This window comes from Kitasatospora sp. NPDC057965 (assembly GCF_042887135.1).
Taxonomy (GTDB): Bacteria; Actinomycetota; Actinomycetes; order Streptomycetales; family Streptomycetaceae; genus Kitasatospora.
In genome coordinates this window covers 1-23,061 of the sequence record NZ_JBHVPZ010000004.1, presented here as the reverse complement: position 1 = coordinate 23,061, position 23,061 = coordinate 1, and the positions used below count along the sequence as shown (strand labels likewise).

The following is a 23,061-nucleotide window of genomic DNA, read 5'->3' as shown; positions in this document are numbered from 1 at the left end:
ATCCGCAGCCTGGCCAGCGCATTTGCCTCAGATCCCCAGGCTCCTCTATGGTGGTAGATCGTTCGTTTGATCCATTTGACTGGCGCCCTACTCCCATCTGGCGCCCTTGGCGCGTTCCGGCGATCCGTGGCTGACCGCATAGAGGCGGTTGTGAAACAGAACCCCGGACTTTGGCGCGTGCCACTTCCGGAAGGTTTTGCATGTCTCTCATTGACGACGCCCGCTTCGCCATGCCCGCGAGCGAGTCCGCCGCCGATGCCACCACCACCGCCCCCGCCGAGGCCGACGCCGAGCTGATCGCCGCCGTCGACGCCGTCGAGGACACCGACACCGACACCGACGCTGCCGCCGACGAGGCTGTCGAGGCCGAGGAGGCCGACGAGGCCGCCGACGCCGAGCCGACCATCACCTTCGGCGACCTGGGCCTGCCGGACGAGGTCGTCCGCGCCCTCGCCAAGCGCGGCGTCACCACCCCGTTCCCGATCCAGGCCGCGACCATCCCGGACGCCCTGGCCGGCAAGGACGTGCTGGGCCGTGGCCGCACCGGCTCCGGCAAGACCCTCAGCTTCGGCCTGCCGCTGCTGACCCGCCTCGCCGACGGCGAGCGCACCCGCGCCAAGCACCCGCGCGGCCTGATCCTCGTCCCGACCCGCGAGCTGGCCATGCAGGTCGCCGACGCCCTGGAGCCGTTCGGCTCGGTGCTCGGCCTGCGCCTCAAGGTCGTCTGCGGCGGTACCTCGATGTCGAACCAGATCTACGCGCTGGAGCGCGGCGTCGACGTCCTGGTCGCCACCCCGGGCCGCCTGCGCGACCTGATCAACCGCGGCTCGGCCAAGCTCGACGACGTCCAGGTCGCCGTCCTCGACGAGGCCGACCAGATGGCCGACATGGGCTTCCTGCCCGAGGTCACCGAGATCCTCGACAAGGTGCCGGCCGGCGGCCAGCGCCTGCTGTTCTCCGCCACCCTGGAGAACGAGATCGACACCCTGGTGAAGCGCTACCTGAACAGCCCGGTCACCCACGAGGTCGACCCGTCGGCCGGCGCCGTCACCACCATGACCCACCACATCCTCGTGGTGAAGCCCAAGGACAAGGCGCCGATCACCAACGCGATCGCCGCCCGCAAGGGCCGCACGATCATCTTCGTCCGCACCCAGATGGGCGCCGACCGCGTCGCCGAGCAGCTGGTCGAGGCCGGCGTGAAGGCCGACGCGCTGCACGGCGGCATGACCCAGGGCGCCCGCACCCGGGTGCTCGGCGACTTCAAGGACGGCTACGTCAACGTCGTCGTCGCCACCGACGTCGCCGCGCGCGGCATCCACGTCGACGGCATCGACCTGGTGCTCAACGTCGACCCGGCCGGCGACCACAAGGACTACCTGCACCGCTCCGGCCGCACCGCCCGTGCCGGCCGCTCCGGCACCGTCGTCACCCTGGTGCTGCCGCACCAGCGCCGCGGCGTCTTCCGCCTGATGGAGGACGCGGGCGTCGACGCCAGCCGCCACATCCTCGACCACGCCTTCGACGTCGAGGTGGCCCGGATCACCGGTGCCCGCTCGCTGGTCGAGGTCCAGGCGGAGAGCGCGGCCAACATCGCCGGTGCCGCCGAGCGCGAGGTCGCCGACATGACCCGCCAGCTGGAGCGCGCGCAGCGCCGCGCCGCCGAGCTGCGCGACGAGGCCGACCGCCTGTCGGCGCGGGCCGCGCGCGAGCGGGCCGAGCTGGGCATCGAGGACGAGGCCCCGGCCGCCGAGGCCGAGACCGAGGGTGCGACCGCCGCCGACGAGACCGCCGCCCCGGCCGCCGCCGAGCCGGCCGCCGCGGTGACCGAGGAGCGCACGCCGTCGTACCGCGAGGCGCGCACCGAGCGTCCGGCGTTCAACCGTGACCGCGACGACCGCGGTGGCCGTTCCTTCGGCCGTGACCGTGACGAGCGTGGTGGCCGTTCCTTCGGCGACCGCGACCGTGGTGGCCGCTCGTTCGGTGACCGTGACCGTTCGTTCAACCGTGACCGTGACGACCGTCCGGCCCGCTCGTTCGGTGACCGTGACCGTTCGTTCAACCGTGACCGCGACGACCGTCCGGCCCGTTCCTTCGGTGACCGTGACCGCTCGTTCAACCGTGACCGCGACGACCGCGGTGGCCGTTCCTTCGGCGACCGCGACCGTGGCTTCAACCGTGGTGACCGCGACGACCGCGGTGGCCGTTCCTTCGGTGACCGCGACCGCTCGTTCAACCGTGACCGCGACGACCGCGGTGGCCGCTCCTTCGGCGACCGTCCGGCCCGTTCCTTCGGTGACCGCGACCGCTCGTTCAACCGCGACCGCGACGAGCGCGGCGGCAGCAACAACCGTCCGTTCGCCCGCCGCGACGACCACCGCTCCGGCGGCCGTCCGCAGTCCGGTGGCTTCAACCGTGGTGAGCGCGACGACCGCGGTGGCCGCTCCGGTGGCTTCAACTCCGGCTTCAACCGCGACGACCGCAAGCCGCGCTGGAAGAACTGACACCGCGCAGCACCTGACGTCGGGTAGCCCCTGACGCACCCGCGACGGGCCCGCTCCACTTCGGTGGGGCGGGCCCGCCGCCGTTCGCGCGCCGCCGTTCGCCGGCCCGCCCGGCCGGTTGTTCTGTGGCCGAGAATAACCAGTGGCGCGGCGTGCCCGCCGTGGCCTACCGTCGGCGGCATGAGCAGCAGAACGCAGGTGGCGGTGGTGAACGAGGGCATCGCCGAACGGGGGAGCTACCGTGCGACCGGGGGCGAACTCGTCGAGTTGACGGAGCAGTTGGCGGCGGCGCGGGCCGGCACGGTGTCGTACGGCCCGGCCGGGCTGGACGCCCTGGTCGCGGCGGGCGGCCCCGGTCCGGTGGCGGCGGGCGCCGTCGAGGTGACGGCCGAGGGCAGCGTCCAGGCGGCCCACCGGCTGGTCGAGGCGGGCGCGGGCCCGGTCGGGGTGCTCAACTTCGCCTCCGCGCGGAACCCCGGCGGTGGCTACCTGCGCGGTGCCCGCGCCCAGGAGGAGGACCTCTGCCGCAGCGCCCTGCTGTACACCTGCCTGCTGGAGGCGCCGGACTACTACGAGGCGCACCGGGCCTCGACCGACCTCCGGTACAGCCATCGGGTGATCGTCTCGCCCGACGTGCCGGTGGTCCGGGGCGAGGACGGCGGGCTGCTGGCGCGGCCGTACGGCGTCACGTTCCTGACCTCGCCGGCGCCGAACGCGGGCCAACTGGCGCTGCGGACCCCGGGGGGCGTGGACGTGCGGGGCGTGCTCGCCGAGCGGGCCGAGCGGGTGCTCGCGGCGGCGGCCCGGCACGAGGTGCGCGCGCTGGTGCTCGGGGCGTGGGGCTGCGGGGTGTTCCGCAACGACCCGGCCGAGGTCGCGGAGGCCTTCGAGTACGCGCTGGCCCGCTACGGCGCGGCCTTCGACCGGGTGGTCTTCGCGGTCTGGGACCGGACGCCGGTCTCGCCGAACCGGGCCGCCTTCGAGCAGCGGTTCGGCGGTTGACGTCCCGGGTGATCGCGGGGCACCGGGCCCTTCGGGTCACCGGTGCCCGCAGGTCACCCGTGCTTCCGGGTCACCCGTGCTTTCGGGTCACCAGGGCCGAGGTGAGCACCGAGGCGGTGGTCACCACTCCGGTGACGGCGAAGACGGACGGCCAGGCGCCCATCTTCTTCGCCAGCGGGTGCGAGCCGCCGAAGGCCGCCACGTACAGCCCGGTCAGCGCCGCCGCGGCGGGTGCTCCCGAGCGCCGGTACCACTGGGCGGCGGCACCCGCGCCGGCCACGGCCAGCACCGCACCGCCGAGCTGTCGCTTCCCGGTCCACCGGGCGACGCCGTAGCCGCCGACCAGACCGCTCGCCGCGGTCAGCGCGGCCGGTGCGGTGCTCGCGAGCGCGTTCGGGATCCTCGCCATCGTCGACTCCACTCCTCGGCGGATCCGGTGCGGATCCGCGGCGGGTTCTCGGGATTCCCCGGGCTTCCGACGATAACCCGCCGCCTTCCCCGGCCCGCCCCGGCCCCCGGCCCTACCGCACCGCCCGCTCGAAGGGCAGCGCGGGCGCGACGGCCGCCAGCCGGGCCGCGGCCTCCTCCGGCGCCAGGACCCGTTCCAGCCGCAGGTCGCCGGGCACCTGCTCGACGAACCGCCCGGCCGCCCAGCTCCGTTCGTACGGCTGCGGGTCCAGGACGAGGGTCCGCACGCCGTCCACCACCGGGATGTCCTCCGGCATGCCCTCGTTCCAGATCCAACCGCCGTCCGGCGCCACCAGGTTGAACGCGCCCGTCGCGATGAACCGGCGCCCGTCCAGCCACCGGGTGCGGCTGAGCGCGACCACCTCCGGGTCGGGGCGGGTGCCGGGCAGGTGACCGCCGCCGATCAGCGCCTCGGCGAGCAGCGTGTGCAACTGGAAGTTGTCGGTCAGACCGTCCATCCGCAGCAGGTAGCCGGTGCCGCTCGGGCGGTGCAGCACCAGCAGCGGTTCGTCGTCCAGGGCGGCGGCCAGGTACCGCAGGCCCTTGAGGTCGTGCCGCTCGGACCGCTCGCGGTAGCGGTCGATCAGCTCGGCGAGCACGTCGGTCACGCCGTCGGCCCGGGCCGCCCGGCGCACGGCGGCGTGCGTGCAGAGCGCGAACGCGGCCCGCTGCCACAGATCGAGGGTCCACCAGCCGGCCACGGCCCGGTGGGCGTGCCACCCGGCCACCCGCCTGTGCCCGTGTCCGTGCCCGTCCGTTCGCGCGTCCGTCCGCCCGTCCCCGAGGAGCCGGGCATGGGCCCGGCCCGGGTCGTCCCGGTCGGGGTCCGGCAGGTCCTCCTCGTCGCTGTCGTCGCTGTCGGCCCACCGGTCGATCAGCAGCAGTGCCCCGGTCAGCGCCTCGCGCAGCCCGGCGAGCACCCGGTCGGCGCAGGCCACCGGGTCGGCGCCGCGCTCCACGCAGGCGCCGACCATCATCGCCAGGTGCGCGCGGGGGAACGCCGGGGTGTCCGTGAGCAGCGCCGCCAGCCGGGGCCCGACCGCCGCCGACTCCGCCTCCCCGGCCGGCCCGAGCAGCCCGCCCAGCCGGCGCAGCGCCGCATCGAAGCGCTCACCCCCGTCGGGGCCGTCCGCCGGACCGGCCACGGCCGCCTCCAGAGCGCCCACCGCCCGGTCGAGTGCGGACTGCTGACTGTCCGACGGCCCGCCGGGGCGGCCGTCCTGCGAGGAGTGAGGGTCGAACACCATTCGCCGCAGCATAGGGGCTGTCAGTGCCGGGTGAGAGACTCGCCCGGTGACCGAGCACGAGATCACCGACGGCCTCTACCGGATCCGGAACGTCGCCACCGGCCTGCTGCTGGAGGTCCCCGGCGGCAGCCGGCGCAGCGGCGTGAAGGTGCTGCTCGCCGCCGAGGACGGCTCGGACGCCCAGCTCTGGCGGCTGACCGCCGTCCACCCGGGCGGCGCGCTGTTCCACGTCGAGAACGTCGCCGGCGGCAAGCGGCTGGACGTCACCGGCGCCGCGACCGACGACGGCGTCCCGGTCCAGCAGTGGTCCGCCAACGCCTTCGGCGCCCAGGAGTGGCTGGTCGAGCACCACGTCGACGACCCCGGCACCTGCACCCTCACCAGCTTCATCAGCGGCAAGCCCCTCACCGCCCCGACCGACGACCCCACCACCCCCGTCCACCAGTGGGAGGACGTCGACTCCCCGACCCAGTGGTGGCGCCTGGAACGGCGGCCCTGGCTCAGTTGACCGGTCGGTCCAGCCGGTACCCGTCGTGCTTGAAGACCGAGCGGTCGTGCCAGCGCAGGAAGTCGTGGGCGCGCGGTGCGGCCGGTCGGCCGTGCGGGTGCGGCACCGGTCGGTCGTGCAGCGCCCGGACCGCCTCGCCGGCGGGCGAGTCGGTCCGGAAGTGCGGGGAGATCCGTACGGTGCGGTCCTCGGTCACCCCGAGCACGCCGAAGTCGAACAGCGCGTGGTGCAGCGAGCAGAGCGCGAAGGCGTTGGCCAGGACGTCCGGGCCGCCCTGGCTGTGCCACCGGATGTGCGCGGCCTCGACGCCGACCGGGTGGCGGCCGAGCCGGCCGTCGTACCCGCAGAACGCGCAGGCGTGGTCGAACGCCCGCAGCACGTCGGCGGCGAACCCGGCGGCCCGCACCCGCCGTCGGACCAGCCGGAACACCGGGTCGGGGGCCGCACCGGCGTCCGGATCGCCGACGCCCGGATCGCCGACGCCGAGGCCGGTGACGCCGAGGTCGGCGATGTCCAGGTCCGGCAGCCCGACGTCCGCCTGCTCGCAGATCGCCGCCTCCAGGGTGGGCGTGAAGTGCCGGTCGAGCAGCAGCCGGACGGCGATCGGCCCGGCCGACGGGTCCTCGGTGAGCAGCCGCTCGACCTCGGGCCGCAGCCGCCCCACCGCGCCCGCCCCGCGCAGTGCCGCGCCGCTCTCCCGGACGTCCTTGGCGTCGAGTTCGCGCCCGGCCGCGTCGCAGAGCGACCAGAGGCTCCGCTCCAGGTGGACGAACGGCATCGCCGCCCGCTGCACGGCCGTCGCGCGGCCGACGGCCGGCCCGAAGTCGTTGATCAGCCGGCTGACCGGCTCCTCGGCCTCCGCGTAGCCGACCAGGCTGCTGCCCAGCCGGGCGTGCCGGCCGAGCAGCCAGAGCAGCAGCAGTGGCTTGTGCGGGGCCCGGACCCCGCCGGTGTTCGCCTGCCGGAGCCGCCCCAGGGCGGTGAGCAGTTCCCCCCGCTTCATCGCTTCACACGCGCCCGGCTCCCGCGCTACGCCGACAGGTTGGTGCGGAGGGCGTCGAGGTCGGCCTCGGTGGCGCCGTGGGCGTGCAGGTAGGCGGGGAGGGAGCCGTGCTCGTCGTGGATCCAGGCGAAGGAGGAGGCGAGCAGCTCCGCCGAGACCGGGCGGGAGAGCCGCTCGGCGCCGGTCTCGTCGAGGTACGGGGCGGGGCCGTCCAGCAGGCCCAGGCCGGTGTTGGAGAGCAGGTAGTCGGCGGTGATGTCGGCCTCGGAAGCGCCCAGCAGGGACTGGACGACGGCGATGGTCAGGCCGGTGCGGTCCTTGCCGACGGCGCAGTGGACGACGGCCGACAGGGTGCCGGGGGCGCCGAGCCGGCGGATCGCGGCGACCAGCGACGGGCCGGCGGTGGAGGCCATGAACGGGTAGAGCTCGACCTGGTCCTCCGGCCAGGGGCGAGCGGCCTCCTCCGGCTTGGCGGGCAGGGTCGGCAGGTGCAGCGCCTCGTGGTCGAGGTCGTGCCGCAGGTCCGGGAAGGCGTCCAGCTCGTGCCAGCTGCGCAGGTCTATGACGGTGCGCAGGCCGAGGGCCTTGAGCCGCAGGGCGCCCTCGGGGGTGAGGGTGTGGAAGGAGCCGGAGCGGAACAGCACGCCCCGGCGGAGCGCACCGACGCCCCCGGCGTCACGGAAGTTGCGCACGCCGGGGATGTCGATGAAGGCGGACTGCACGTCGTCGGTCATGGCCACCACCGTACGGTCGCGGACCGGGCCAGGGGAAGGAAGAGGCCGGTCCTTTCGATCTTCGCCGGAGGTCCTGTTCCCCGTGGTGCTCAGCGGCCGCCGGAGACGTCCAGGAACGCGCCCGTGGAGTACGAGGAGGCCGGCGACAGCAGGAAGAGGATCGCCTCCGCGACCTCCTCGGGCCGACCGCCGCGGCGCATCGGCAGAGCGGGTGCGACCCGGTCGACCCGGCCGGGCTCGCCGCCCAGGGCGTGGATGTCGGTGTGGATCAGGCCCGGACGCACGGCGTTGACCCGGATGCCCTCGGCCGCGACCTCCAGGGCCAGCCCGCGGGTCATCGAGTCGACGGCCCCCTTCGCCGCCGCGTAGTCCACGTACTCGTTGGGCGAGCCGAGCCGGGAGGCCGCGGACGAGACGTTGACGATGGCGCCGCCGCGCCCGCCGTGCCGGGTGGACATCCGGCGGACGGCCTGCGCGGCGCACAGGAACGGGCCGGTGATGTTGGCGGCCCAGATCCGGTTCAGCCGCTCCTCGTCGATGTCCTCCAGCCGGCTCTGCCGCTCCAGCGTGCCGGCGTTGTTCACCAGGGCGGTGAGCGGGCCGAGCTCGGCGTCGACGGTGTCGAACAGCCGGGCCACCTCGGTGCTGCGGGTGACGTCCGCCCGGACGGCGAGCGCGGTGCCGCCGTCGGCCCGGATCGCGTCCACCACGGAGGCGGCGGCGGCTTCGTCCGCCCGGTAGTTGACGCACACCCGGTAGCCTCGCCGCCCGGCCAGCAGCGCGGTGGCGGCGCCGATGCCGCGCCCGGCACCGGTGATCAGAACGACGTCGGGCTGCGCGGAACCGTTCGTTGTCGACATGCTCCGCACCCTACCCGCCCGCCGCGCCCCGGCCCGGGCCCCGGGAAATCGCTCGCCCGGCGCGGCCCCGCCCGGCAGACTCGTTCCTCCGGACCGGCCGACGAGAGGAGTCCCGCCATGTCCACCCCGCCGACCGCGCCGACCCCCGGCACCGTGCTGCTCTCCGGCATCGTCGGCTCCACCGCCTACGGCCTGGCGCACGCCGGCTCCGACCTCGACCGGCTCGGCCTGTTCGCCGCCCCGACCGAGGACTTCCACGGCCTGCGGCCCCCGGTCGAGTCCCAGGTCACCACCGCCCCGGACCGCACCCTGCACGAGGCCGCCAAGTGGTGCCGGCTGGCCCTGCGCTGCAACCCGACCGCCTCCGAACTGGTCTGGCTGCCCGACGACCTCTACGAGGTGCGCACCCCGCTCGGCGAGGAGCTGATCGCGATCCGCCGCTCCTTCCTGAGCGCCGGGGCCGTGCGCACCGCCTACCTCGGCTACGCCACCCAGCAATTGCGCAAGCTGCGGACCCGGGACACCACCGATCCGGCCACCCGCGCCCGCGCCGCCAAGCACGCCCGCCACCTGGTCCGCCTGCTCGAACAAGCCGTCCATCTGCACGGGGCCGGCCACAACCTGGTCCGGCTGCCCGACCCCGAACGCGTCCGCGACCTCGGCGAGCGCATCGCCGACGACCCGGCCCGCGCCGAGGGCCTGCTCGCCGCCGCCACCGAGCGCCTCGACCGCCCCGGCGTCCTGCCCGACCACCCCGACGACCGCCCTGCCGAGGCCTGGCTCCGCCGTGTCCGCACCGCCCACTGGACCGACCGCCCACCGACCGCCCACCGCACGAACCACCCACCGGACAGCCACGCGTGAGCCCGACCCCACCGGGTAGGATCACGGCGGCCCGCCACCACCCCGGCCGGGCCACGGGCCGCTAGCTCAATTGGCAGAGCTGCGGACTTTTAATCCGTAGGTTCAGGGTTCGAGCCCCTGGCGGCCCACGTGCAGGTTGTGGGGTAAGGAGTTCTTACCCCGCCTCCGCCCCCGCGGGGGCGGAGGCTCCCCGGGCGGCCCAGGGGTGCCGACGAGGGGGAGGAACAGCAGAGCCCGCCGCCGGCCAACGCCGACCAGGCCGCAGACGACGATCTCCGCCGCCACGCCCGGTTGCCGCTTCTCGTAGGGCTGCACCGATCGATAAGGGGACTTTGCTCGTCCTCCTGTCAGCTCCGCGTCCGGAGCATGGCCGTGAGGCGGGGCGACTCGGGCGAGGGCTGCTGGCTGTTGATGGCCTCGTATCCCCAGGACTCGTACAGGGCCTGAACCTTGCCGTCTCCGGCGAGCGGGTTGACCATCAGGGTGACGCGCTCCTCTGTGCGGCCAGCCAGGAGGTCGTCGTGGATGCGCCGTGCAATGCCCGTGCCCCGCCATGGGGTTCGAAGGCCGATCTCCTTGATCACCAGTGTGCTGACCTCGGTAAAACCATGGGGCAGCGGCTCAGTCATGCGCTTCCAGTACCGGTCGTCGGCCGTCAGCGTGTTCCCGTAGGCGTACCCGATGGCCGTCATGCCCTCGTACGCGATGACGGCTTCGAAGCCGGGCTCGGTCGCGTGCCGGTCGAGGCGTTCGACGAACGCCTCGACACGGTAGTTCGCCAGGTGCAGCAGCGGGGCGCGGACGTCCGCGTAGACGTCCAGGAGGTCCTGGCGGGCATCGGGAGTGAGATCGGTGTAGTGACGGAGTTCGACGGTCACGTGGTGGTCCTCCAGGTGTCGTGGGCGTACTCGGTCCAGGTCAGCGCCGGGCCGCTGCCGGGCGCTTGGGCGGTCAGCTTGGTGCCGAACGAGGCCAGCATGCCGGTGACGCGAGGGTGGGTGGAGACCGCGGCCGGCACCGACACGGCGGTGGCGACAGCGGGTTCGAAGTCGCCCTGGCCGAGTTGGGCGTGGGCGAGGCGGACGGTGGTGATCGCATGGGAGCGCTGCATCGCACCACGGCGAAGCGCCATGCTGCGGTGAGCGTGGGCTTCCGCGTCTTCCCAGTTGCCAGCGGCCAGGTGAGCGGCGAGGGCGAGGGAGTCGAGTTCGGCCTGGTCGTAGAACGCGGTGATCCACACGGGTCGGGACGCTGCGGCATCGGCGCGGTCGAGGGCGTCCTGCGCATGGCCGAGGGAGCGTCGGACGGCGTTGGTGTCGCCGGTGAGGCCGTGGATGGCAGCGTGCCGGGCGTGGCCGAGGGAGGCGAACAGCGGGTCGCGGCGGGCGATCGGCAGACTGCGGGCGACGTCGTTGGCGGCGAGCGCGTCGCCGGGGCGGCCGAGGTGGCGGTAGAGGCTCCCGGCGTGCGACCAGATACGGAACTGGATGGCGGAGTCGCCGGACATCGCCGCGATAGAGGCCGCCTTCTGGTGATGCTGGAGAGCGGCGTCGAATCGGCGGCCGTCGATGGCCGCCCACATCGCGCTCGACGTGAAGGAGGCCGCGCAGGCGTACAGGGCCGACCGGATCCGCTGGCTTGCGGTGCCGTGTTCCTGGAGGGCGAGTGCCTCGTCCGCGAGGGCGACAGCCTTGGCCTCGATGCTGACCCGGCCGCCGTGCCTGTGGTCGCTGGCGATGACCTCAGCGAAGCGGGCCTCCAGCAGCTGGATGTCAGCGGCGCCGATGCGGCGCGGTGCAGGGGCGGCAGCTGTGCCGGTGAGGGCGGCCACGGCAGTGCTGCCGGCGGCCGCTATGAAGTCGCGTCGCCTCACGTCTGCCTCCGGTGCGGTGTGGGCCCGGCCCGTGGGGGCGAAGCCGAGCTGTTCGGGCATGCAGTCGAATACTGCACCCAGTGCGACGCGGATCTTTCCCGGTGGCCACCGGGTCACGCCGGTGAGCCAGTTGTGGACCGTGCGCTCTGATACGGTGCCCGGCTTCCCAGTCAGGGTCCTTATCTCGGCATTCACTTCGCGCGCTAACTCGGCCTTGGTCATGCGGCGTTCGGCCATCCTGCGGCGGAGAGCGACGTTTGCCACCATGCGGTCAACGTAGCCGCGTTGTCACCTGGTGTGCGGGGCTTCGGGTAATGGGACCGTCAAGTCTTCCGGTTGGTGCCGAGCCATGCCGCACCGAACTTTGCCTCACCACCGAGGCGTTGGCAGTCGTTCACTGGTTGTGCGGCCGCCGCCGGAACCCCCGCGGCGGTAGCACCGACACATCCCTGCCCTCACCCATGGAGCCCGCGATGCCGTTCCCCTCTGGTCTTCCCAGGCGAGCCCCGGCCACCGCGCGGCGCAACCCAGGTGTGCCATCGTGACCGGCACGATCAGCGCGCTGGAGGAACAGGAACCGACCTCCGGGACGAGCATCGACCTTCCCTACCGGCCGGAGTCGGCGTCGCAGGCTCGAGAGCTGGTTCGGACGATGTTGGCCGAGTGGAGTCTGGACGACCTGGTCGACGACGCCGTGCTCGTGGCGTCGGAGATGGTCGCGAACTCCGCGAAGACCGGCTGCCACACGGCGATGACGCTCCAGATCATCCGTACGACGGCCGCCTCGGTGCGGATCCTGGTGACGGACGGCTGCCGCGTCCTGCCGGTGCGGATCAAGGCGGGCAGCAGCGACGAGTCCGGCCGCGGGCTCGAACTCGTCGCCAAGCTCACCCACGGCCGCTGGGGAGTATCCCTGGAAGCTCTCGGCAAGACCGTCCATGCCGACCTTCGAGTCGGTGGGAAACCGTGAGGGGCCAGCACCGAGGCTCGGCGCGCGATCCGATCAGTACCGCCCTACAGACGGTCTGGATCACCGGTCACCTCGTCGTGCTCGGCCTGCTCGGCGCCCTGACCGACCACCAGCTCACGGGCGACCCGCTGCCCCGGATCGCGGCCTCCACTCCCGACACCGAGCCGCTGGCACCCTCAATCTGACTCGCGAAGGAGTCCGCACGATGCAGACCCTGGACCGCTACCGGAGCCGAATCGCCCGCCGTCCGAAGGTGGTCGTCGCGCAGCCGGACGGCTTCTGCAACCTCAAGTGCACCTACTGCTACCTGCCTGACCGCGACCGGCGCACACCGATGCCCATCGAGGTCGCCCATGCCGTGGCCCGGTCGGTCGCCGAGTTCGCCGACACCACCTCGGCGACACCGGTTGAGATCGTCTGGCACGCCGGCGAGCCGCTGGCCATCGGCCGTCGGCGGTTCGCCGAGCTGCTGGCCCCGTTCGAGCCACTGCGGCAGGCTGGCCTGGTTGAGCACTCGGTGCAGACCAACGCCGTTCTGATCACCCCGGCGTGGTGCGACTTCCTGACCGACTACGGGTTCCGGGTCGGGGTGAGCATCGACGGTCCGGCCGCGCTCAACCACCAGCGGGTCGACTGGGCAGGACGCCCCGCCTTCGACCGGATCACGAAGGGCATCGGGTACTTGCGCGAGTGCGGCGTGGGGTTCTCCGCGATAGCGGTCGTCAGCGCCGAGAGCATCGGCGACCCCGAGGGCCTGCTGGACTTCATGGCCCACCTCGGCTGCCACACCGTGGGCCTGAACATGGAGGAGCTGGAGGGCGTCAACACCGACCGCACGGTGCCCACCGTCGGACAGGCCCGCGAGTTCTGGCGCCGGGCAATCGCCTGGTCCCGCCGGCACCGCGGCCTGACCATCCGCGAGGTCGACCGCCTCGGCAGCTACCTGCAGGCCGCCCGCGCAGGCGGAGGAGCCGCGTGGGACGAGCTGCTGATCGACCCGATTCCGACCGTCTCGTCCGCTGGGGACGTCGTCCTGCTCTCGCCCGAGCTCGCCGGGATCAGTGATCCGGCATACGAGGACTTCCGAGCCGGGAACGTCATGGAGCTGAGCATCGGCTCCATGCTGGACCGCGCGCACGAACTCCGGTACGTGCGCGAGTTCCTGACCGGCCTGGACGAGTGCGAGGCCACCTGCCAGTTCTTCGGCTTCTGCCGGGGAGCCCAGGCCGGCAATCGCTACTTCGAGAACGGCCGTCTGGACACCACCGAGACGAACTACTGCCGTGTGTCCAGGCAGGCCCTCATCACCGCACTGTCCGATACCGTCCGAGAGGAGCAAGCCGCATGACCGTCCTTGAACTGCTGGCCGCCACCGACGCCCCGGTGGTCGCCGACCTCACCGCCGGCCGAACCGTCGCCGTCGCCGGGTTCGACAACCGGCCCACCTGGGACAACGCCGGATCGTCGTTCGACAACCGGCCGACGTGGGACAACTGGTCGAACAAGGGCAAGTAGCACCACCTGAGCCACCCGGGCCCGCACCGTGCGGTGCGGGCCCGGTCCCCCGAACCGAGAGAGCGGAGCAAGCCCGTGGACAGCACCTTCGGCCGCGTCACCGTGACCCTGCCCAGCCTGAACGAGCCGGGCCTGTACCTGTCCAACGTCAGCACGCTCGACTCCGCTCGGGGCATCGTCCAGGACTTCCAGTACACCGACGCCAACCTGCGGGACCTGGACCTCACCGACACCAGCCTCATCACCGGCCGCGTCATCGGGCTTCGCACCGACCGCGTCCAGCTCGACAAGGTCAGGCTCGACTCCGTCGAGTTCGACACCTGTGACCTCGCCACCGCCCGCATCACGGACGCCAAGCTCTCCCGTGTCGTCTTCCGCAGCTGCAAGATCATGGGTGCCCAGCTCACCGGCGTGACCCTCGACAACGTGCTGTTCGAGAACTGCAAGCTCGACTACAGCAGCTTCGAGCAGGTCCGGGCCACCGGACCGCTGGTCTTCTCGAAGTGCGTCCTGAGCGAGGCGACGTTCACCGGCAGCGACCTCAGCCGGGCCGTCCTCGACGCCTGCAGCCTGCGGCTGGCCGAGTTCGGCCGGGGCAAGTACCAGGACCTCGACCTGCGTGGCAACGACCTGAGCACCGTCCGGGGCACCGCAAACCTCGGCAAGGTCATCATCGACCGGGCCCAGCAGGCCGAGCTCGCCGAAGCCCTGGTCGCCGAGCTGGACGTGACGTTCGCGGACACCCTGGACGACCGCCGGTGAGACCAACCGGGAGGAGCCCGGAATGAACCTTGCCATCGCCCACCACAACCCTGCCGCGCTCGCCGAGCGGTGCGACGTCGCCGGCGTCCGCACCGCATACGGCGAAGCCGACTACGAGGACGGGGCCGTCCTTCCCGACGGTCCATGGCAGCCCCTCACCGCCGACCTTGCCCACCAGCTCCGACCGACCGCGCTCACCCGCGACACCACGCTGGTCGAGCTGGTGAGGCTGCCCGACGGACCGGCGCCAATCAGCCTCGACGCGCTGGCCGATCCACTCGGCGACCCGGACGCCGTCCACCTCGGCCGGGCCGCAAGCCCCGCGAAGGCCCTCACGACCACGCCGAACTACCGCGACGGCCGGCGCATCGGTCTGCACGTCGACAACTGGGACAAGCTCGCATACCACGCCAAGCACCTGGGCCGGCGTCGCCTGTGCATCAACCTCGGCCCCGGCACCCGGTACATCCTGCTCGGCGACATCGACATCCAGGCCATCTGCCGAACCGTCCACCCCGACCCCGAGAACCGCCACCCGCACACCGACGACCTCCGCGCGTACATCGCCGCCGGTCACCGGTTGAACGTGTACCGCATCCGCCTGGAGCCCGGCGAGGGCTACATCGCCCCCACCGAACTGCTGCCCCACGACGGCTCCACCGAGGACCAGCCCGAACCCTCCACAGCCGCCTTCTGGCTTGGCCACTGGTCACGCGGAGTGCTCCCGACCGTAGCCTGACTGCCTATGCGGATCGCACCGGACTCTGCTACGCGCCAGTGGAGTGAAGGACCCGTGATCCGCTCCCCGGAGGGGGCGGCCGCAGCTTCGGTGGACGGAGCGCGTCGCGCTCGTCGACCAGGCCCCCCTGGACCCGCGGATGCACGCCCAGCGCGGCCGCTTCCTCGTCGGCGGACTCAATAAGCGGTACGGCGGTCGGTCCTACATGGTGGACGGTCTGAACCGCCCGGCAGAGGACTTCCCGGATATCTCTACGCTGGGAGTCAACTTCCTGAAGAGCACCACCAGCAAGGCGAACACCCACTGGCCAGCCACCGGCTGGACAATCCGGGTCGACGCCAGCTGGAAGACGGACCTGCTGGGCCGTCTGGCCAGCGTGGGGATCACGACCGACTCCATGTACCCGCCCCACGGCGAGGTCAGGCGGCTCGCTCTGAAGGTCGCGTGGGACGCAGTTGCCAAGGCGGAGTAGGCGAAGCCAAGGTGACCAGCGGACGATCAGATGATCGTCCGCTGGTCACCTGGCTGTGACTGGTAGAAGGCCAGTCGGTGGAGAGCCTGCACGGGGACCAGCGAGGCGAGGAAGTTCATGTACGCCTCCCGCTGGTCGAGGAGCGCCGACCGGTGGAGGCCGAGCGCGATCTCTTCGCCGTCCGTGACATCTTGCATTGCCCCGTTCACGATCCGATACCCCCAGGAGACCCACATCGGATGGGCGACCATCCGCTGGGAGTCCGTGTAGGACATGCCGAGATCGTGCCACCCCTTGAACGTGTCGTCGGTCAGGGTGCCGGCGTGCCGCATGAGGGCGATCTGCGCAGAGGCCCGGGCGGTGACCTGAAGTCGACGGCTTGTCGGAATCACGCGGCACGCCCGAATGAGTTGGTCCGGAGGTGCTGTCAGTACCAGATCGCACTGCTGCCTGTACGTCGGGGCGGGCAGTACTTGATCACGAATCAGAGCTCGCAGCTGCTCGGTCTCGTTGGGGAACAGCTGTGTGATAGGGGCACCTTTAGCCATGCCGGGGGCTGGCCGATGCCTCGGCTGGCACGGTCGTGGTGACGTCCATCCCGAGGCGCTGGTGGGCAGCCGTCAGATGCCCAACCACGGCTTCGCGTAGGAGACCGACATCGGGCTCGGCCAGGCTGGCGATGAGCGAGATCGGCTTGTGGTCCAACGCTCCGGGCCGCGCGTAGTCCGCCAGAAGTTGGGCGCGCTCGACGATCTCGTCGGTGAGCACCGACCTGCTACCGCCACCGCCGGCGTACGACCGGGGGAAGCGCGGCAAGTACCCGTGCTGCTGCCACCGTTCGATCTGCGTCTGGGTCGCTCCGGTGCGCTCCATCAGCTCCCGCAACGCAGGGCTCGTCGTCCGTGGCATAGGAGCGATTCTAGAACCTCGCAAGGTTCCTGAGTGGGCCCGCTGCGCCCGTCGCTGGTCCTATGACGTCATGCCGATGGGCCGGGCAGGCGGTTCGGCTGGGTCAAATGCGTGAGCGAGGCGTGAGCGGACTCTGCGACAGCATCCACTCGAAGCCGGACCCAGGGCGATCACACGGCACGCCAACCTGCCGGGACAACACCAAGTAACCGATCGCAGCCGGCCGGATCGCGATCCGGCTTGATCTTTTAATCCGTAGGTTCAGGGTTCGAGCCCCTGGCGGCCCACTCGGGCGTAGGCCGGAACGATCGGCGTTCCCCTGCCCTCGCCCCAGGCATGCGACCGGCCCGGTCTCCCGGAGGTTCCGGGGGACCGGGCCGCGGTGCGTGCCGGTGCTGCGGGGAGCGGTCAGGCGAGGCCGCCGGCGGCGGCGATGACCTGGCCGGTGATCCAGCGGGCGTCCTCGGAGGCGAGGAAGGCGATGACGTCGGCGATGTCCTCGGGCTCGCCGACCCGGCCCAGCGGGGTCATGCCGGCGACGGCCGGGAACTGGTCGCGGATCGGGGCGGTCTGGTCGGTGTTGACCAGGCCCGGCAGCACCGAGTTGACGGTGATCTGGCGGGCGCCGAGCTCCTTCGACGCGGCCAGGCCGAGCGCCTCGACGGCGGCCTTGGTGGCGGAGTAGACGCCGAAGCCGGGGAACGGCTGCTTGGTGTAGCCGGTGGAGATGTTGATGATCCGGCCGCCGTCGTTCAGCAGCCGGGCGGCCTGCTGGATCGCGTAGAACGTGCCCTTGAAGTTGACGTCGATGACCCGGTCGAGGAGGTCCGAGCCGACCTCGGCGAGCGCGCCGATGGCGCCGATGCCGGCGTTGTTGACCAGGATGTCCAGCGAGCCGAAGGCCGCGACGGTCTCCTTGAAGACCCGCTCGACGTCGGCCGGGACGCCGATGTCGCCCTGGATCGCGATGGCCCGGCCGCCGGCCGACTCGATCGCGGTGACGACGGCCTGGGCGGACTCGGCGTCGCTGTGGTAGTTGACCGCGACCTGGGCGCCGTCGGCGGCCAGGCGCAGGGCGGTCGCCCGGCCGATGCCGCGCGAGGAGGCGGTGACGAGGGCGGTCTTGCCGGCGAGCTTCTTGGTGGCGGTCATGGTGATTCGGTGCCTTTCCGTTCGTGGTGGGCGATGTGATTAATGTAGCGGTCGCTACATGCAATCGCAAGCAAGTTGGGGAAGGTCGGCCGGGAGCCCGGGCTCCCGGCCGAACCGGGGTCAGACCGGCAGCTCGATCGACAGGCCGTGCCGGAACACGTTCCTGGGGTCGTAGACGGCCTTGACCTGCTGCAGGCGCGGGTAGTTGTCCTTGTAGTACAGGCGCTGCCAGGGGATGCCCGAGGTGTTCAACTGCGGGTCACGGGCGTCCGTGTCCGCGTAGTTGATGAACATGCCGTCCGTGGCCACGTTCAGGCCGGGCACACCGCCGGTCTCGGCGTACAGCTCGCGGAAGAACTGCCGCAGCCACGCCAGGTGGACGCCGTCCTGGGCGGGGTCCGTCCACAGCGCCGCGCACTGGACCTTGAGGATCGAGTCCCGCTGGGCCACCGCGGTGTCGGTGGAGGACCACCGGTTCACCTGGCCGCCGTACGCCGAAATGAGCATCAGCGCGCCGGGGTTGAAGTAGTCGGTGCGGGTCAGGTTGCGGTACATCGCGTCGATCTGGACGGCGGTGAAGGCCCTGCGCTGGTACCCGGGCTTGCCCTTGAAGCGGTACGTCGGGTCGGGCCCGGTGAATCCGCCCCACTGGGTCGCGTGCAGCCAGGGGACGAGCCGTTCCTCCACGACCACCGGGGCGACGCCGACGCCGGCGCCCACGGCCGCGATGTAACTGTCCAGCATCTGCTGGCTGTTGGCGCCCGTCGCGTCCATCTGGACGGTGAGGGTGATCGATCCGCCGGACTGGTGCGGGAGCTTGAGCTCGCTGAACATCGCGCAGTACGGCGAGGTGGTCCCGCTGTTGGCCTCGTGCCACTGGCCGTAGTTGGTCATCAGCTGGGTGAACGCGGCCTTGGACAGGCTGGACCAGGCCCAGTTGACCGTGCTGATCCACACCGTGGACGGCGGCTTGGGCAGCAGGGTGGCCGGGTTGGTGCTGCTGGTGGTGCCGGTGACGTCCGGCGAGCGCAGCCAGTAGCGGGTCGCGATGCCGAAGTTCCCGCCGCCGCCACCGGTGTGGGCCCACCACAGTTCGCGGTGCGGATCGCCCGGGTTCCGGGTGGCGATCACGCTCCGGGCGGTGCCGGAGGCGTCCACGATCACCACCTCGACGGCGTAGAGGTAGTCGACGATCAGGCCGTACTGCCGGGACAGCGCGCCGTAGCCGCCGCCCGGCAGGTGGCCGCCGATGCCCACCGAGGGGCAGGCCCCGCCGGGGACCGTGACGCCCCATCCCTTGTACAGCTTGTCGTAGACCTGGCCGAGCCGGGCGCCGGCCTCGACCTCGAAGGCCTGCCGGGTGCTGTCGTACGAGATCCCGTTCATCTCCGATATGTCGATGACGACCTTCACGTCCGAACCGGCCACGAAGTCCTCGTAGCAGTGGCCGCCGCTGCGGACCGCGACCCGCTTGCCGGCGGTGACGGCCTCCTGGACCGCCGCGACCACCTGGGCGGTGGTGCCGGTCAGCCGGACGTAGTCGGGAGTCCCGACGAACCGCTGATTGGCGCCGGTGCGGACGTCGGGGAAGCGGCCGTCGGCCGGAAGGACCGTCACCGGTCCGAACACCGGATCGGTCGTGATCGTCGCGACCGACGTCGTGTCGGCGACTGCGATGCCCCCCGCAAGCCCCGCAGCCGCGGTCGCTCCGCCGATCGCGGCCGACCGTGCCATGAACCGTCTGCGGGAGAGTGAGCTGGTCATGATGTTCTTCTTCCTTTGCGCTGGGTGGCGAACCTGGATGGAGCGACGGGGAAGCTGTGGTCGGGCCGGGTTCCGCGCGGTGCGGAGGTCCTCAGCGGCCGTTGTCGTGGGCCGCGGCCAGGGCCGGGGCCGGCGCGTCCGGGGCCGGCGGGGCCGTCCGGCGGGGGCGGCTGAACCGCCGCATCATGGGCTGCTCGACCAGCGTGTGGAGCAGCCAGGAGGCCACCACGGTGATCGCGAGGCCCAGGAGCAGCAGGGCGAGCGCCTGGGGGGTGTCGAAGAGCCTGGTCCCCAGCCGGGCGCGGAGCCAGATCAGCAGCGGGACGTGCAGGAGGTAGAAGGCGAAGGAGATCTCGCCGAGCCAGATCGCCGGACGGCTGTGCAGCACCGTCCGCTTCCCGGCCAGGTCGCCGGCCGCCACGGCCGGAACGATCAGGGCGAGCGGGACGAGGGTGGCCGCGTCGAGCCCGTAGACGTACGGCAGCCGCATCGCCAGCGCGTACGCGGCCACGAAGGCGATCACCGCGGTCAGCGGGCCGATGGCGATCCAGCGGCCGGAGAGGACGATCCGCGCCATGACGATGCCGAGGACGAAGTCCAGCGCCCGGACCGGCGGGAGGGCGTAGACCGCCCAGAACTGGTAGAGCCCGATCGGCTGGCCGTCGGCCATGCCCGGGGTCGTCGGCAGCAGGACCTGGGCGGCCACGGCCACCAGGACCACGGCGGCGACGACGCCGCCCGCCCACCACCACAGCCGGTCGGCCCGGATCCTCCCGATCCAGCGGGCCAGCCACGGGAACGCGAAGTAGAAGAAGGCCTCGCAGGCCAGCGACCAGCTCGGCGGGTTGGCGCTGAAGAGCACGTCGTAGCTGGGCACCCAGGAGTGCACCAGGAGGAGGTTCGGCAGGACCTGGTTCCACTGGACGCTCTGGCCGATGACCACCAGCGCGACCAGGAAGCCGACGACGTGGTTCGGGTAGACCTTCACCAGCCGGCGCCGCCAGAACCCCCGCAGGGTGTCCCCCGGCCGCTGGGCCATGGTGAGGACGAAGCCGCTGAGGACGAAGAAGAACGACACTCCGACGTGCCCGGCGTTGATGAAGAGGTCGTGGTAGAGGCCGGCGAAGCCGGTGTCGGCGAAGAGGTTCACCCAGATCCCGTGGTGCAGGAAGACCATCGCGGCGGCGATGAAGCGCAGTCCGGTCAGGGACGGCAGCCGGCTGCCGCGGACCGCCGCGGGGTCCGGTCTTGGCGCCTTGGACATCGTGGGTACCTCCCGGGGTGCTGATCGGTGACGACGGGGCCAACATAGTCAGCAAGTCCATGCATTCGCAAGCAATTAGTCGAACAAAAGTCCATGGCTCTGTGCGGTTGACAGGCTCGCGACCCTCGCTAAGTATTTGCTACTGCATGCAATCCGCACTGCGGATCGCTCTCTCCTGGAAGGACTCGCCGATGCGCGCGCTCGTCATCCCCGTCTACGGTGGCCCCGAGGTGCTCACCCTCTCCGAGCTGCCCGTGCCGGAGCCCGGACCGGGGCAGATCCTGGTCCGCACGGCCGCCGCCGCGGTCAACCCGGTCGATCTGCTGACCCGTTCCGGCGCGCTGGCCGAGCACATCGGCCACCCGCTCCCGCTGGTGCCGGGCTGGGACGTGTCCGGCACGGTGGAGGCGCTCGGCAGCGGGGTGACCCGGTTCGCCGCCGGCGACCGGGTGATCGCGATGATCGGCCAGCTGGCCACCGGTATCGGCACCTGCGCCGAGTACGTCGTCCTCGACGCGTCCGCCGCCGCGCTCGCGCCCGGGAACACGGACCTGGTCGACGCGGCCGCGCTGCCGCTGGCGGGGCTCACCGCGCACCAGGCGCTGGAGCAGCTCGCGCCGGAGCCCGGCTCGACCTTGCTGGTCAGCGGCGCGGTGGGCGCGGTCGGCGGGTTCGCCGTGCAGCTCGCGAGCGCGCTGGGGCTGCGGGTGATCGCCCATGTGCGGCCCGGGGACGAGCGACTGGCCCGGGAGCTCGGCGCGGCCGAGGTGCTCCCGGCGGACGCCCCGGTGCCCGCCGGTGTCGCGGACGCGCTGCTGGCGACCACCGGCGATCCCGGCCGGGTGCTGGGCGCGGTGCGCGACGGCGGGCGGGCGGTCACGGTGTACGTGCCCGACCCGCCGGCGGCGGAGCGCGGCATCACCGTGTCCACCTGCTTCGCCAGGGAGGACGGGGAGCGGCTCGCGGAGGTCTCCGGTCTCGTCGAGAAGGGCGTGCTGACGCTGCGGATCGCCGGCGTCCTGCCGCTCGCCGAGGGCGCCGCGGCGCACGCCCGGCTGGAGGCCGGCGGGGTGCGCGGGAAGCTGCTGCTGTCGGTGTGACCGGCCGGGGCCGCCGGCCGGGCGGGCGCCGCGCGCACTGCACCGGCCGGTTGTCCTGCGGTACTGTTGATGTCCGTTTCCTGCTGCCTCGGAACTGCATGTGAATGCATAGGGTGGACGGCGGCCCCGCAGCGGAGCGGTACGCCAGGGCGTGCCGGAGCCGCCGGAGAGGTAAGAGGTCGTCCATGGGACAGCGACGCGAGAGCGACATCGAGCTGTGGAACCAGCTGGCGGTGCTCGTCGCCGAGGTGGGTACCACCGTGGACCGCAGGCTCACCCGTGAGGCCGGGATCAGCCTCAGCGAGTTCCAGACGCTCAACGCCCTGGCCGCCGCGGAGCCCGAGGGGCTGCGCATCCAGCAGCTCGCCGAGGCGCTCGGTCTGAACCAGTCCTCGGCCAGCCGTCTGGTGGCGCGGCTCCAGGGTCAGGGCCTGGTGAGCCGGGGCGTCTCGGAGACCGACCGGCGCGGCGTGCTCGCCCGGATCACCGAGCAGGGCAAGGAGACCGCCCGCCAGGCCCGTGACCTGTTCGACCGGGAGATGGGCCAGGCGCTGGACCTGGCCTCGATCGACGGGCGGACGGCGACCGTGGTCGCCCGGCTGCGCTACACCCCCGGCGAGCGGCCGCCGGCCTCCTGACCGGCCGCGAGGCCCTCGGGCACGCCCGGGGACGGGCCTGCCTCCAGCTCGAAGGACCAGCAGTCGGTCGGCGGGTAGCCGATCAGCTCGGTGGCCGGGCAGTCGTCGGGCCGTGCCCGTCCCTCCAGCGGGTCCCAGAGCACCACGCGTCCCCACCGGTTTCCCGCCCGGTCCCACAGCCAGCGGCCGGCGCCGTCGCCCTCCGGCGAGGGCTCCGGGCCCTGGCGCAACCGCCCGAGCAGCGACTCGACGGTCATCGCGGAGTCCGTGAGGTCCCACCAGAGCACCGTGGCGTACCAACTGCGCACGGGCGGCGCGGGCAGCATCTGTGCAACCATGCCATTACCTTCCTTAGCGAACAGTACAAAAAAGGTGGACGACCATGGCCCGAGGAAGACCCCGCACCTTCGACCGTGCGGCCGCGCTCCGGCAGGCCACCATGCTGTTCTGGCAGTACGGCTACGAGGGCACCTCGGTCGCCGAGCTGACCAAGCGGATGGGGATCAACGCGCCGAGCCTGTACTCCGCCTTCGGGGACAAGCGCACGCTCTTCGACGAGGTCGTCGAGACGTACGGGCAGAGCTTCGGGAGCTTCGTGGCGGTCGCCCTCCAGGAGGCGGCGACCGCCCGCGAGGCCTTCGCCCGGGTCCTGCGCGAGGCGGCCGCCGTCTACACCGATCCCGAGCACCCGGCCGGCTGCCTGGTGATCAGTG

27 protein-coding genes and 1 tRNA gene are annotated in these 23,061 nt (G+C 72.2%); 15 read left to right on the top strand and 13 right to left on the bottom strand.

All coding sequences use genetic code 11. The features are described from left to right. The first annotated feature begins 200 nt into the window (after nt 1-200). Complete coding sequence (locus ACFVVU_RS05930; RefSeq protein WP_387788533.1) at nt 201-2,504, top strand: DEAD/DEAH box helicase; 2,304 nt, start codon at nt 201-203, stop codon at nt 2,502-2,504. A 180-nt stretch (nt 2,505-2,684) separates the two neighbouring features. After that, nucleotides 2,685-3,506, top strand: coding sequence for a TIGR02452 family protein (locus ACFVVU_RS05925; protein WP_387788532.1), 822 nt, complete (start codon nt 2,685-2,687; stop codon nt 3,504-3,506). Nucleotides 3,507-3,576: 70 nt separating this feature from the next. Here the strand turns inward: ACFVVU_RS05925 and ACFVVU_RS05920 are convergent, their stop codons facing one another. Both ACFVVU_RS05920 and ACFVVU_RS05915 read right to left on the bottom strand, forming a co-directional pair. After that, nucleotides 3,577-3,915, bottom strand: coding sequence for a hypothetical protein (locus tag ACFVVU_RS05920; RefSeq protein WP_387788531.1), 339 nt, complete (start codon nt 3,913-3,915; stop codon nt 3,577-3,579). Nucleotides 3,916-4,027: 112 nt separating this feature from the next. Further along, nucleotides 4,028-5,221 carry a hypothetical protein gene (locus ACFVVU_RS05915; protein ID WP_387788530.1) on the bottom strand — a complete coding sequence of 398 codons (1,194 nt, stop codon included), beginning with the start codon at nt 5,219-5,221 and terminating at the stop codon, nt 4,028-4,030. A 46-nt stretch (nt 5,222-5,267) separates the two neighbouring features. Between ACFVVU_RS05915 and ACFVVU_RS05910 the strand changes: the two genes are divergently transcribed. Then, the gene (locus ACFVVU_RS05910) at nt 5,268-5,729 is read left to right on the top strand and encodes an RICIN domain-containing protein (protein WP_387788529.1); all 462 of its coding nucleotides are present in this window, start codon (nt 5,268-5,270) and stop codon (nt 5,727-5,729) included. Here the strand turns inward: ACFVVU_RS05910 and ACFVVU_RS05905 are convergent. From ACFVVU_RS05905 to ACFVVU_RS05895, 3 genes are all read right to left on the bottom strand, one after another. After that, complete coding sequence (locus ACFVVU_RS05905) at nt 5,722-6,732, bottom strand: phosphorothioated DNA-binding restriction endonuclease (protein ID WP_387788528.1); 1,011 nt, start codon at nt 6,730-6,732, stop codon at nt 5,722-5,724. The genes ACFVVU_RS05910 and ACFVVU_RS05905 overlap by 8 nt on opposite strands. A 26-nt stretch (nt 6,733-6,758) precedes the next feature. Further along, on the bottom strand, nt 6,759-7,466 hold the full coding sequence (locus ACFVVU_RS05900; RefSeq protein WP_380681924.1) for a tyrosine-protein phosphatase: 708 nt from the start codon (nt 7,464-7,466) through the stop codon (nt 6,759-6,761). An 89-nt stretch (nt 7,467-7,555) separates the two neighbouring features. Beyond that, nucleotides 7,556-8,326, bottom strand: a complete 771-nt coding sequence (locus ACFVVU_RS05895) for an SDR family oxidoreductase (protein WP_387788527.1) — start codon at nt 8,324-8,326, stop codon at nt 7,556-7,558. 117 nt (nt 8,327-8,443) lie between these two features. Here ACFVVU_RS05895 and ACFVVU_RS05890 point away from each other — a divergent pair, with 117 nt between their 5' ends. Both ACFVVU_RS05890 and ACFVVU_RS05885 read left to right on the top strand, forming a co-directional pair. Then, complete coding sequence (locus ACFVVU_RS05890; protein ID WP_387788526.1) at nt 8,444-9,190, top strand: DNA polymerase beta superfamily protein; 747 nt, start codon at nt 8,444-8,446, stop codon at nt 9,188-9,190. 55 nt (nt 9,191-9,245) lie between these two features. Then, nucleotides 9,246-9,318: transfer RNA gene (locus ACFVVU_RS05885), tRNA-Lys, on the top strand. A gap of 219 nt (nt 9,319-9,537) precedes the next feature. On the opposite strand, the gene ACFVVU_RS05880 is transcribed toward ACFVVU_RS05885, so the two are convergent. Together ACFVVU_RS05880 and ACFVVU_RS05875 are read right to left on the bottom strand one after the other, a co-directional pair. Continuing rightward, the gene (locus ACFVVU_RS05880) at nt 9,538-10,068 is read right to left on the bottom strand and encodes a GNAT family N-acetyltransferase (protein WP_387788525.1); all 531 of its coding nucleotides are present in this window, start codon (nt 10,066-10,068) and stop codon (nt 9,538-9,540) included. Continuing rightward, nucleotides 10,065-11,063: a hypothetical protein gene (locus tag ACFVVU_RS05875; protein WP_387788524.1), complete on the bottom strand. Its 999-nt coding sequence runs from the start codon at nt 11,061-11,063 to the stop codon at nt 10,065-10,067. Before ACFVVU_RS05875 ends, ACFVVU_RS05880 begins: the two co-directional genes overlap by 4 nt. Before the next feature lie 541 nt (nt 11,064-11,604). Between ACFVVU_RS05875 and ACFVVU_RS05870 the strand changes: the two genes are divergently transcribed. From ACFVVU_RS05870 to ACFVVU_RS05840, 7 genes are all read left to right on the top strand, one after another. Further along, complete coding sequence (locus ACFVVU_RS05870) at nt 11,605-12,033, top strand: ATP-binding protein (RefSeq protein ID WP_387788523.1); 429 nt, start codon at nt 11,605-11,607, stop codon at nt 12,031-12,033. Further along, nucleotides 12,030-12,218: a hypothetical protein gene (locus ACFVVU_RS05865; RefSeq protein ID WP_387788522.1), complete on the top strand. Its 189-nt coding sequence runs from the start codon at nt 12,030-12,032 to the stop codon at nt 12,216-12,218. Before ACFVVU_RS05870 ends, ACFVVU_RS05865 begins: the two co-directional genes overlap by 4 nt. Before the next feature lie 20 nt (nt 12,219-12,238). Beyond that, the gene (gene amcB, locus ACFVVU_RS05860; protein ID WP_387788521.1) at nt 12,239-13,381 is read left to right on the top strand and encodes a cyclophane-forming radical SAM peptide maturase AmcB; all 1,143 of its coding nucleotides are present in this window, start codon (nt 12,239-12,241) and stop codon (nt 13,379-13,381) included. Beyond that, entirely contained in the window at nt 13,378-13,548 is a 171-nt protein-coding gene (amcA, locus tag ACFVVU_RS05855; protein WP_355366996.1) for a multiple cyclophane-containing RiPP AmcA, read from the top strand. Before amcB ends, amcA begins: the two co-directional genes overlap by 4 nt. Before the next feature lie 75 nt (nt 13,549-13,623). Next, nucleotides 13,624-14,310 (top strand): pentapeptide repeat-containing protein, encoded by a 687-nt coding sequence (locus tag ACFVVU_RS05850; protein ID WP_387788520.1) that lies wholly within the window; start codon nt 13,624-13,626, stop codon nt 14,308-14,310. 22 nt (nt 14,311-14,332) lie between these two features. Next, entirely contained in the window at nt 14,333-15,049 is a 717-nt protein-coding gene (locus ACFVVU_RS05845) for a hypothetical protein (RefSeq protein WP_387788519.1), read from the top strand. Nucleotides 15,050-15,188: 139 nt separating this feature from the next. Next, on the top strand, nt 15,189-15,521 hold the full coding sequence (locus ACFVVU_RS05840) for a hypothetical protein (RefSeq protein ID WP_387788518.1): 333 nt from the start codon (nt 15,189-15,191) through the stop codon (nt 15,519-15,521). A 26-nt stretch (nt 15,522-15,547) separates the two neighbouring features. Here ACFVVU_RS05840 and ACFVVU_RS05835 read toward each other — a convergent pair whose 3' ends face one another. The 5 genes from ACFVVU_RS05835 to ACFVVU_RS05815 form a co-directional block, all read right to left on the bottom strand. Beyond that, the gene (locus ACFVVU_RS05835) at nt 15,548-15,796 is read right to left on the bottom strand and encodes a hypothetical protein (protein ID WP_387788517.1); all 249 of its coding nucleotides are present in this window, start codon (nt 15,794-15,796) and stop codon (nt 15,548-15,550) included. A gap of 265 nt (nt 15,797-16,061) precedes the next feature. Continuing rightward, nucleotides 16,062-16,430, bottom strand: a complete 369-nt coding sequence (locus ACFVVU_RS05830) for a hypothetical protein (RefSeq protein ID WP_387788516.1) — start codon at nt 16,428-16,430, stop codon at nt 16,062-16,064. 408 nt (nt 16,431-16,838) lie between these two features. Continuing rightward, a complete protein-coding gene (locus ACFVVU_RS05825; RefSeq protein WP_355366981.1) occupies nt 16,839-17,582 on the bottom strand; it encodes an SDR family oxidoreductase in 744 nt (247 codons plus the stop codon). Nucleotides 17,583-17,702: 120 nt separating this feature from the next. Then, nucleotides 17,703-19,346: an FAD-binding oxidoreductase gene (locus ACFVVU_RS05820; RefSeq protein ID WP_387788515.1), complete on the bottom strand. Its 1,644-nt coding sequence runs from the start codon at nt 19,344-19,346 to the stop codon at nt 17,703-17,705. A gap of 91 nt (nt 19,347-19,437) precedes the next feature. Beyond that, the gene (locus tag ACFVVU_RS05815) at nt 19,438-20,610 is read right to left on the bottom strand and encodes an acyltransferase family protein (protein WP_387788514.1); all 1,173 of its coding nucleotides are present in this window, start codon (nt 20,608-20,610) and stop codon (nt 19,438-19,440) included. Between the two features lie 146 nt (nt 20,611-20,756). Between ACFVVU_RS05815 and ACFVVU_RS05810 the strand changes: the two genes are divergently transcribed. Then, nucleotides 20,757-21,710 (top strand): NADP-dependent oxidoreductase, encoded by a 954-nt coding sequence (locus ACFVVU_RS05810; RefSeq protein ID WP_380681919.1) that lies wholly within the window; start codon nt 20,757-20,759, stop codon nt 21,708-21,710. A gap of 185 nt (nt 21,711-21,895) precedes the next feature. Next, nucleotides 21,896-22,348 carry a MarR family winged helix-turn-helix transcriptional regulator gene (locus ACFVVU_RS05805; protein ID WP_380681918.1) on the top strand — a complete coding sequence of 151 codons (453 nt, stop codon included), beginning with the start codon at nt 21,896-21,898 and terminating at the stop codon, nt 22,346-22,348. On the opposite strand, the gene ACFVVU_RS05800 is transcribed toward ACFVVU_RS05805, so the two are convergent. Next, entirely contained in the window at nt 22,315-22,686 is a 372-nt protein-coding gene (locus tag ACFVVU_RS05800; RefSeq protein WP_380681917.1) for a hypothetical protein, read from the bottom strand. The two genes, ACFVVU_RS05805 and ACFVVU_RS05800, sit on opposite strands and share 34 nt — an antisense overlap. Nucleotides 22,687-22,730: 44 nt before the next feature. Between ACFVVU_RS05800 and ACFVVU_RS05795 the strand changes: the two genes are divergently transcribed. After that, nucleotides 22,731-23,061, top strand: a 331-nt coding sequence (locus ACFVVU_RS05795; RefSeq protein WP_387788513.1) for a TetR/AcrR family transcriptional regulator, incomplete at its 3' end; no start/stop codon positions are given.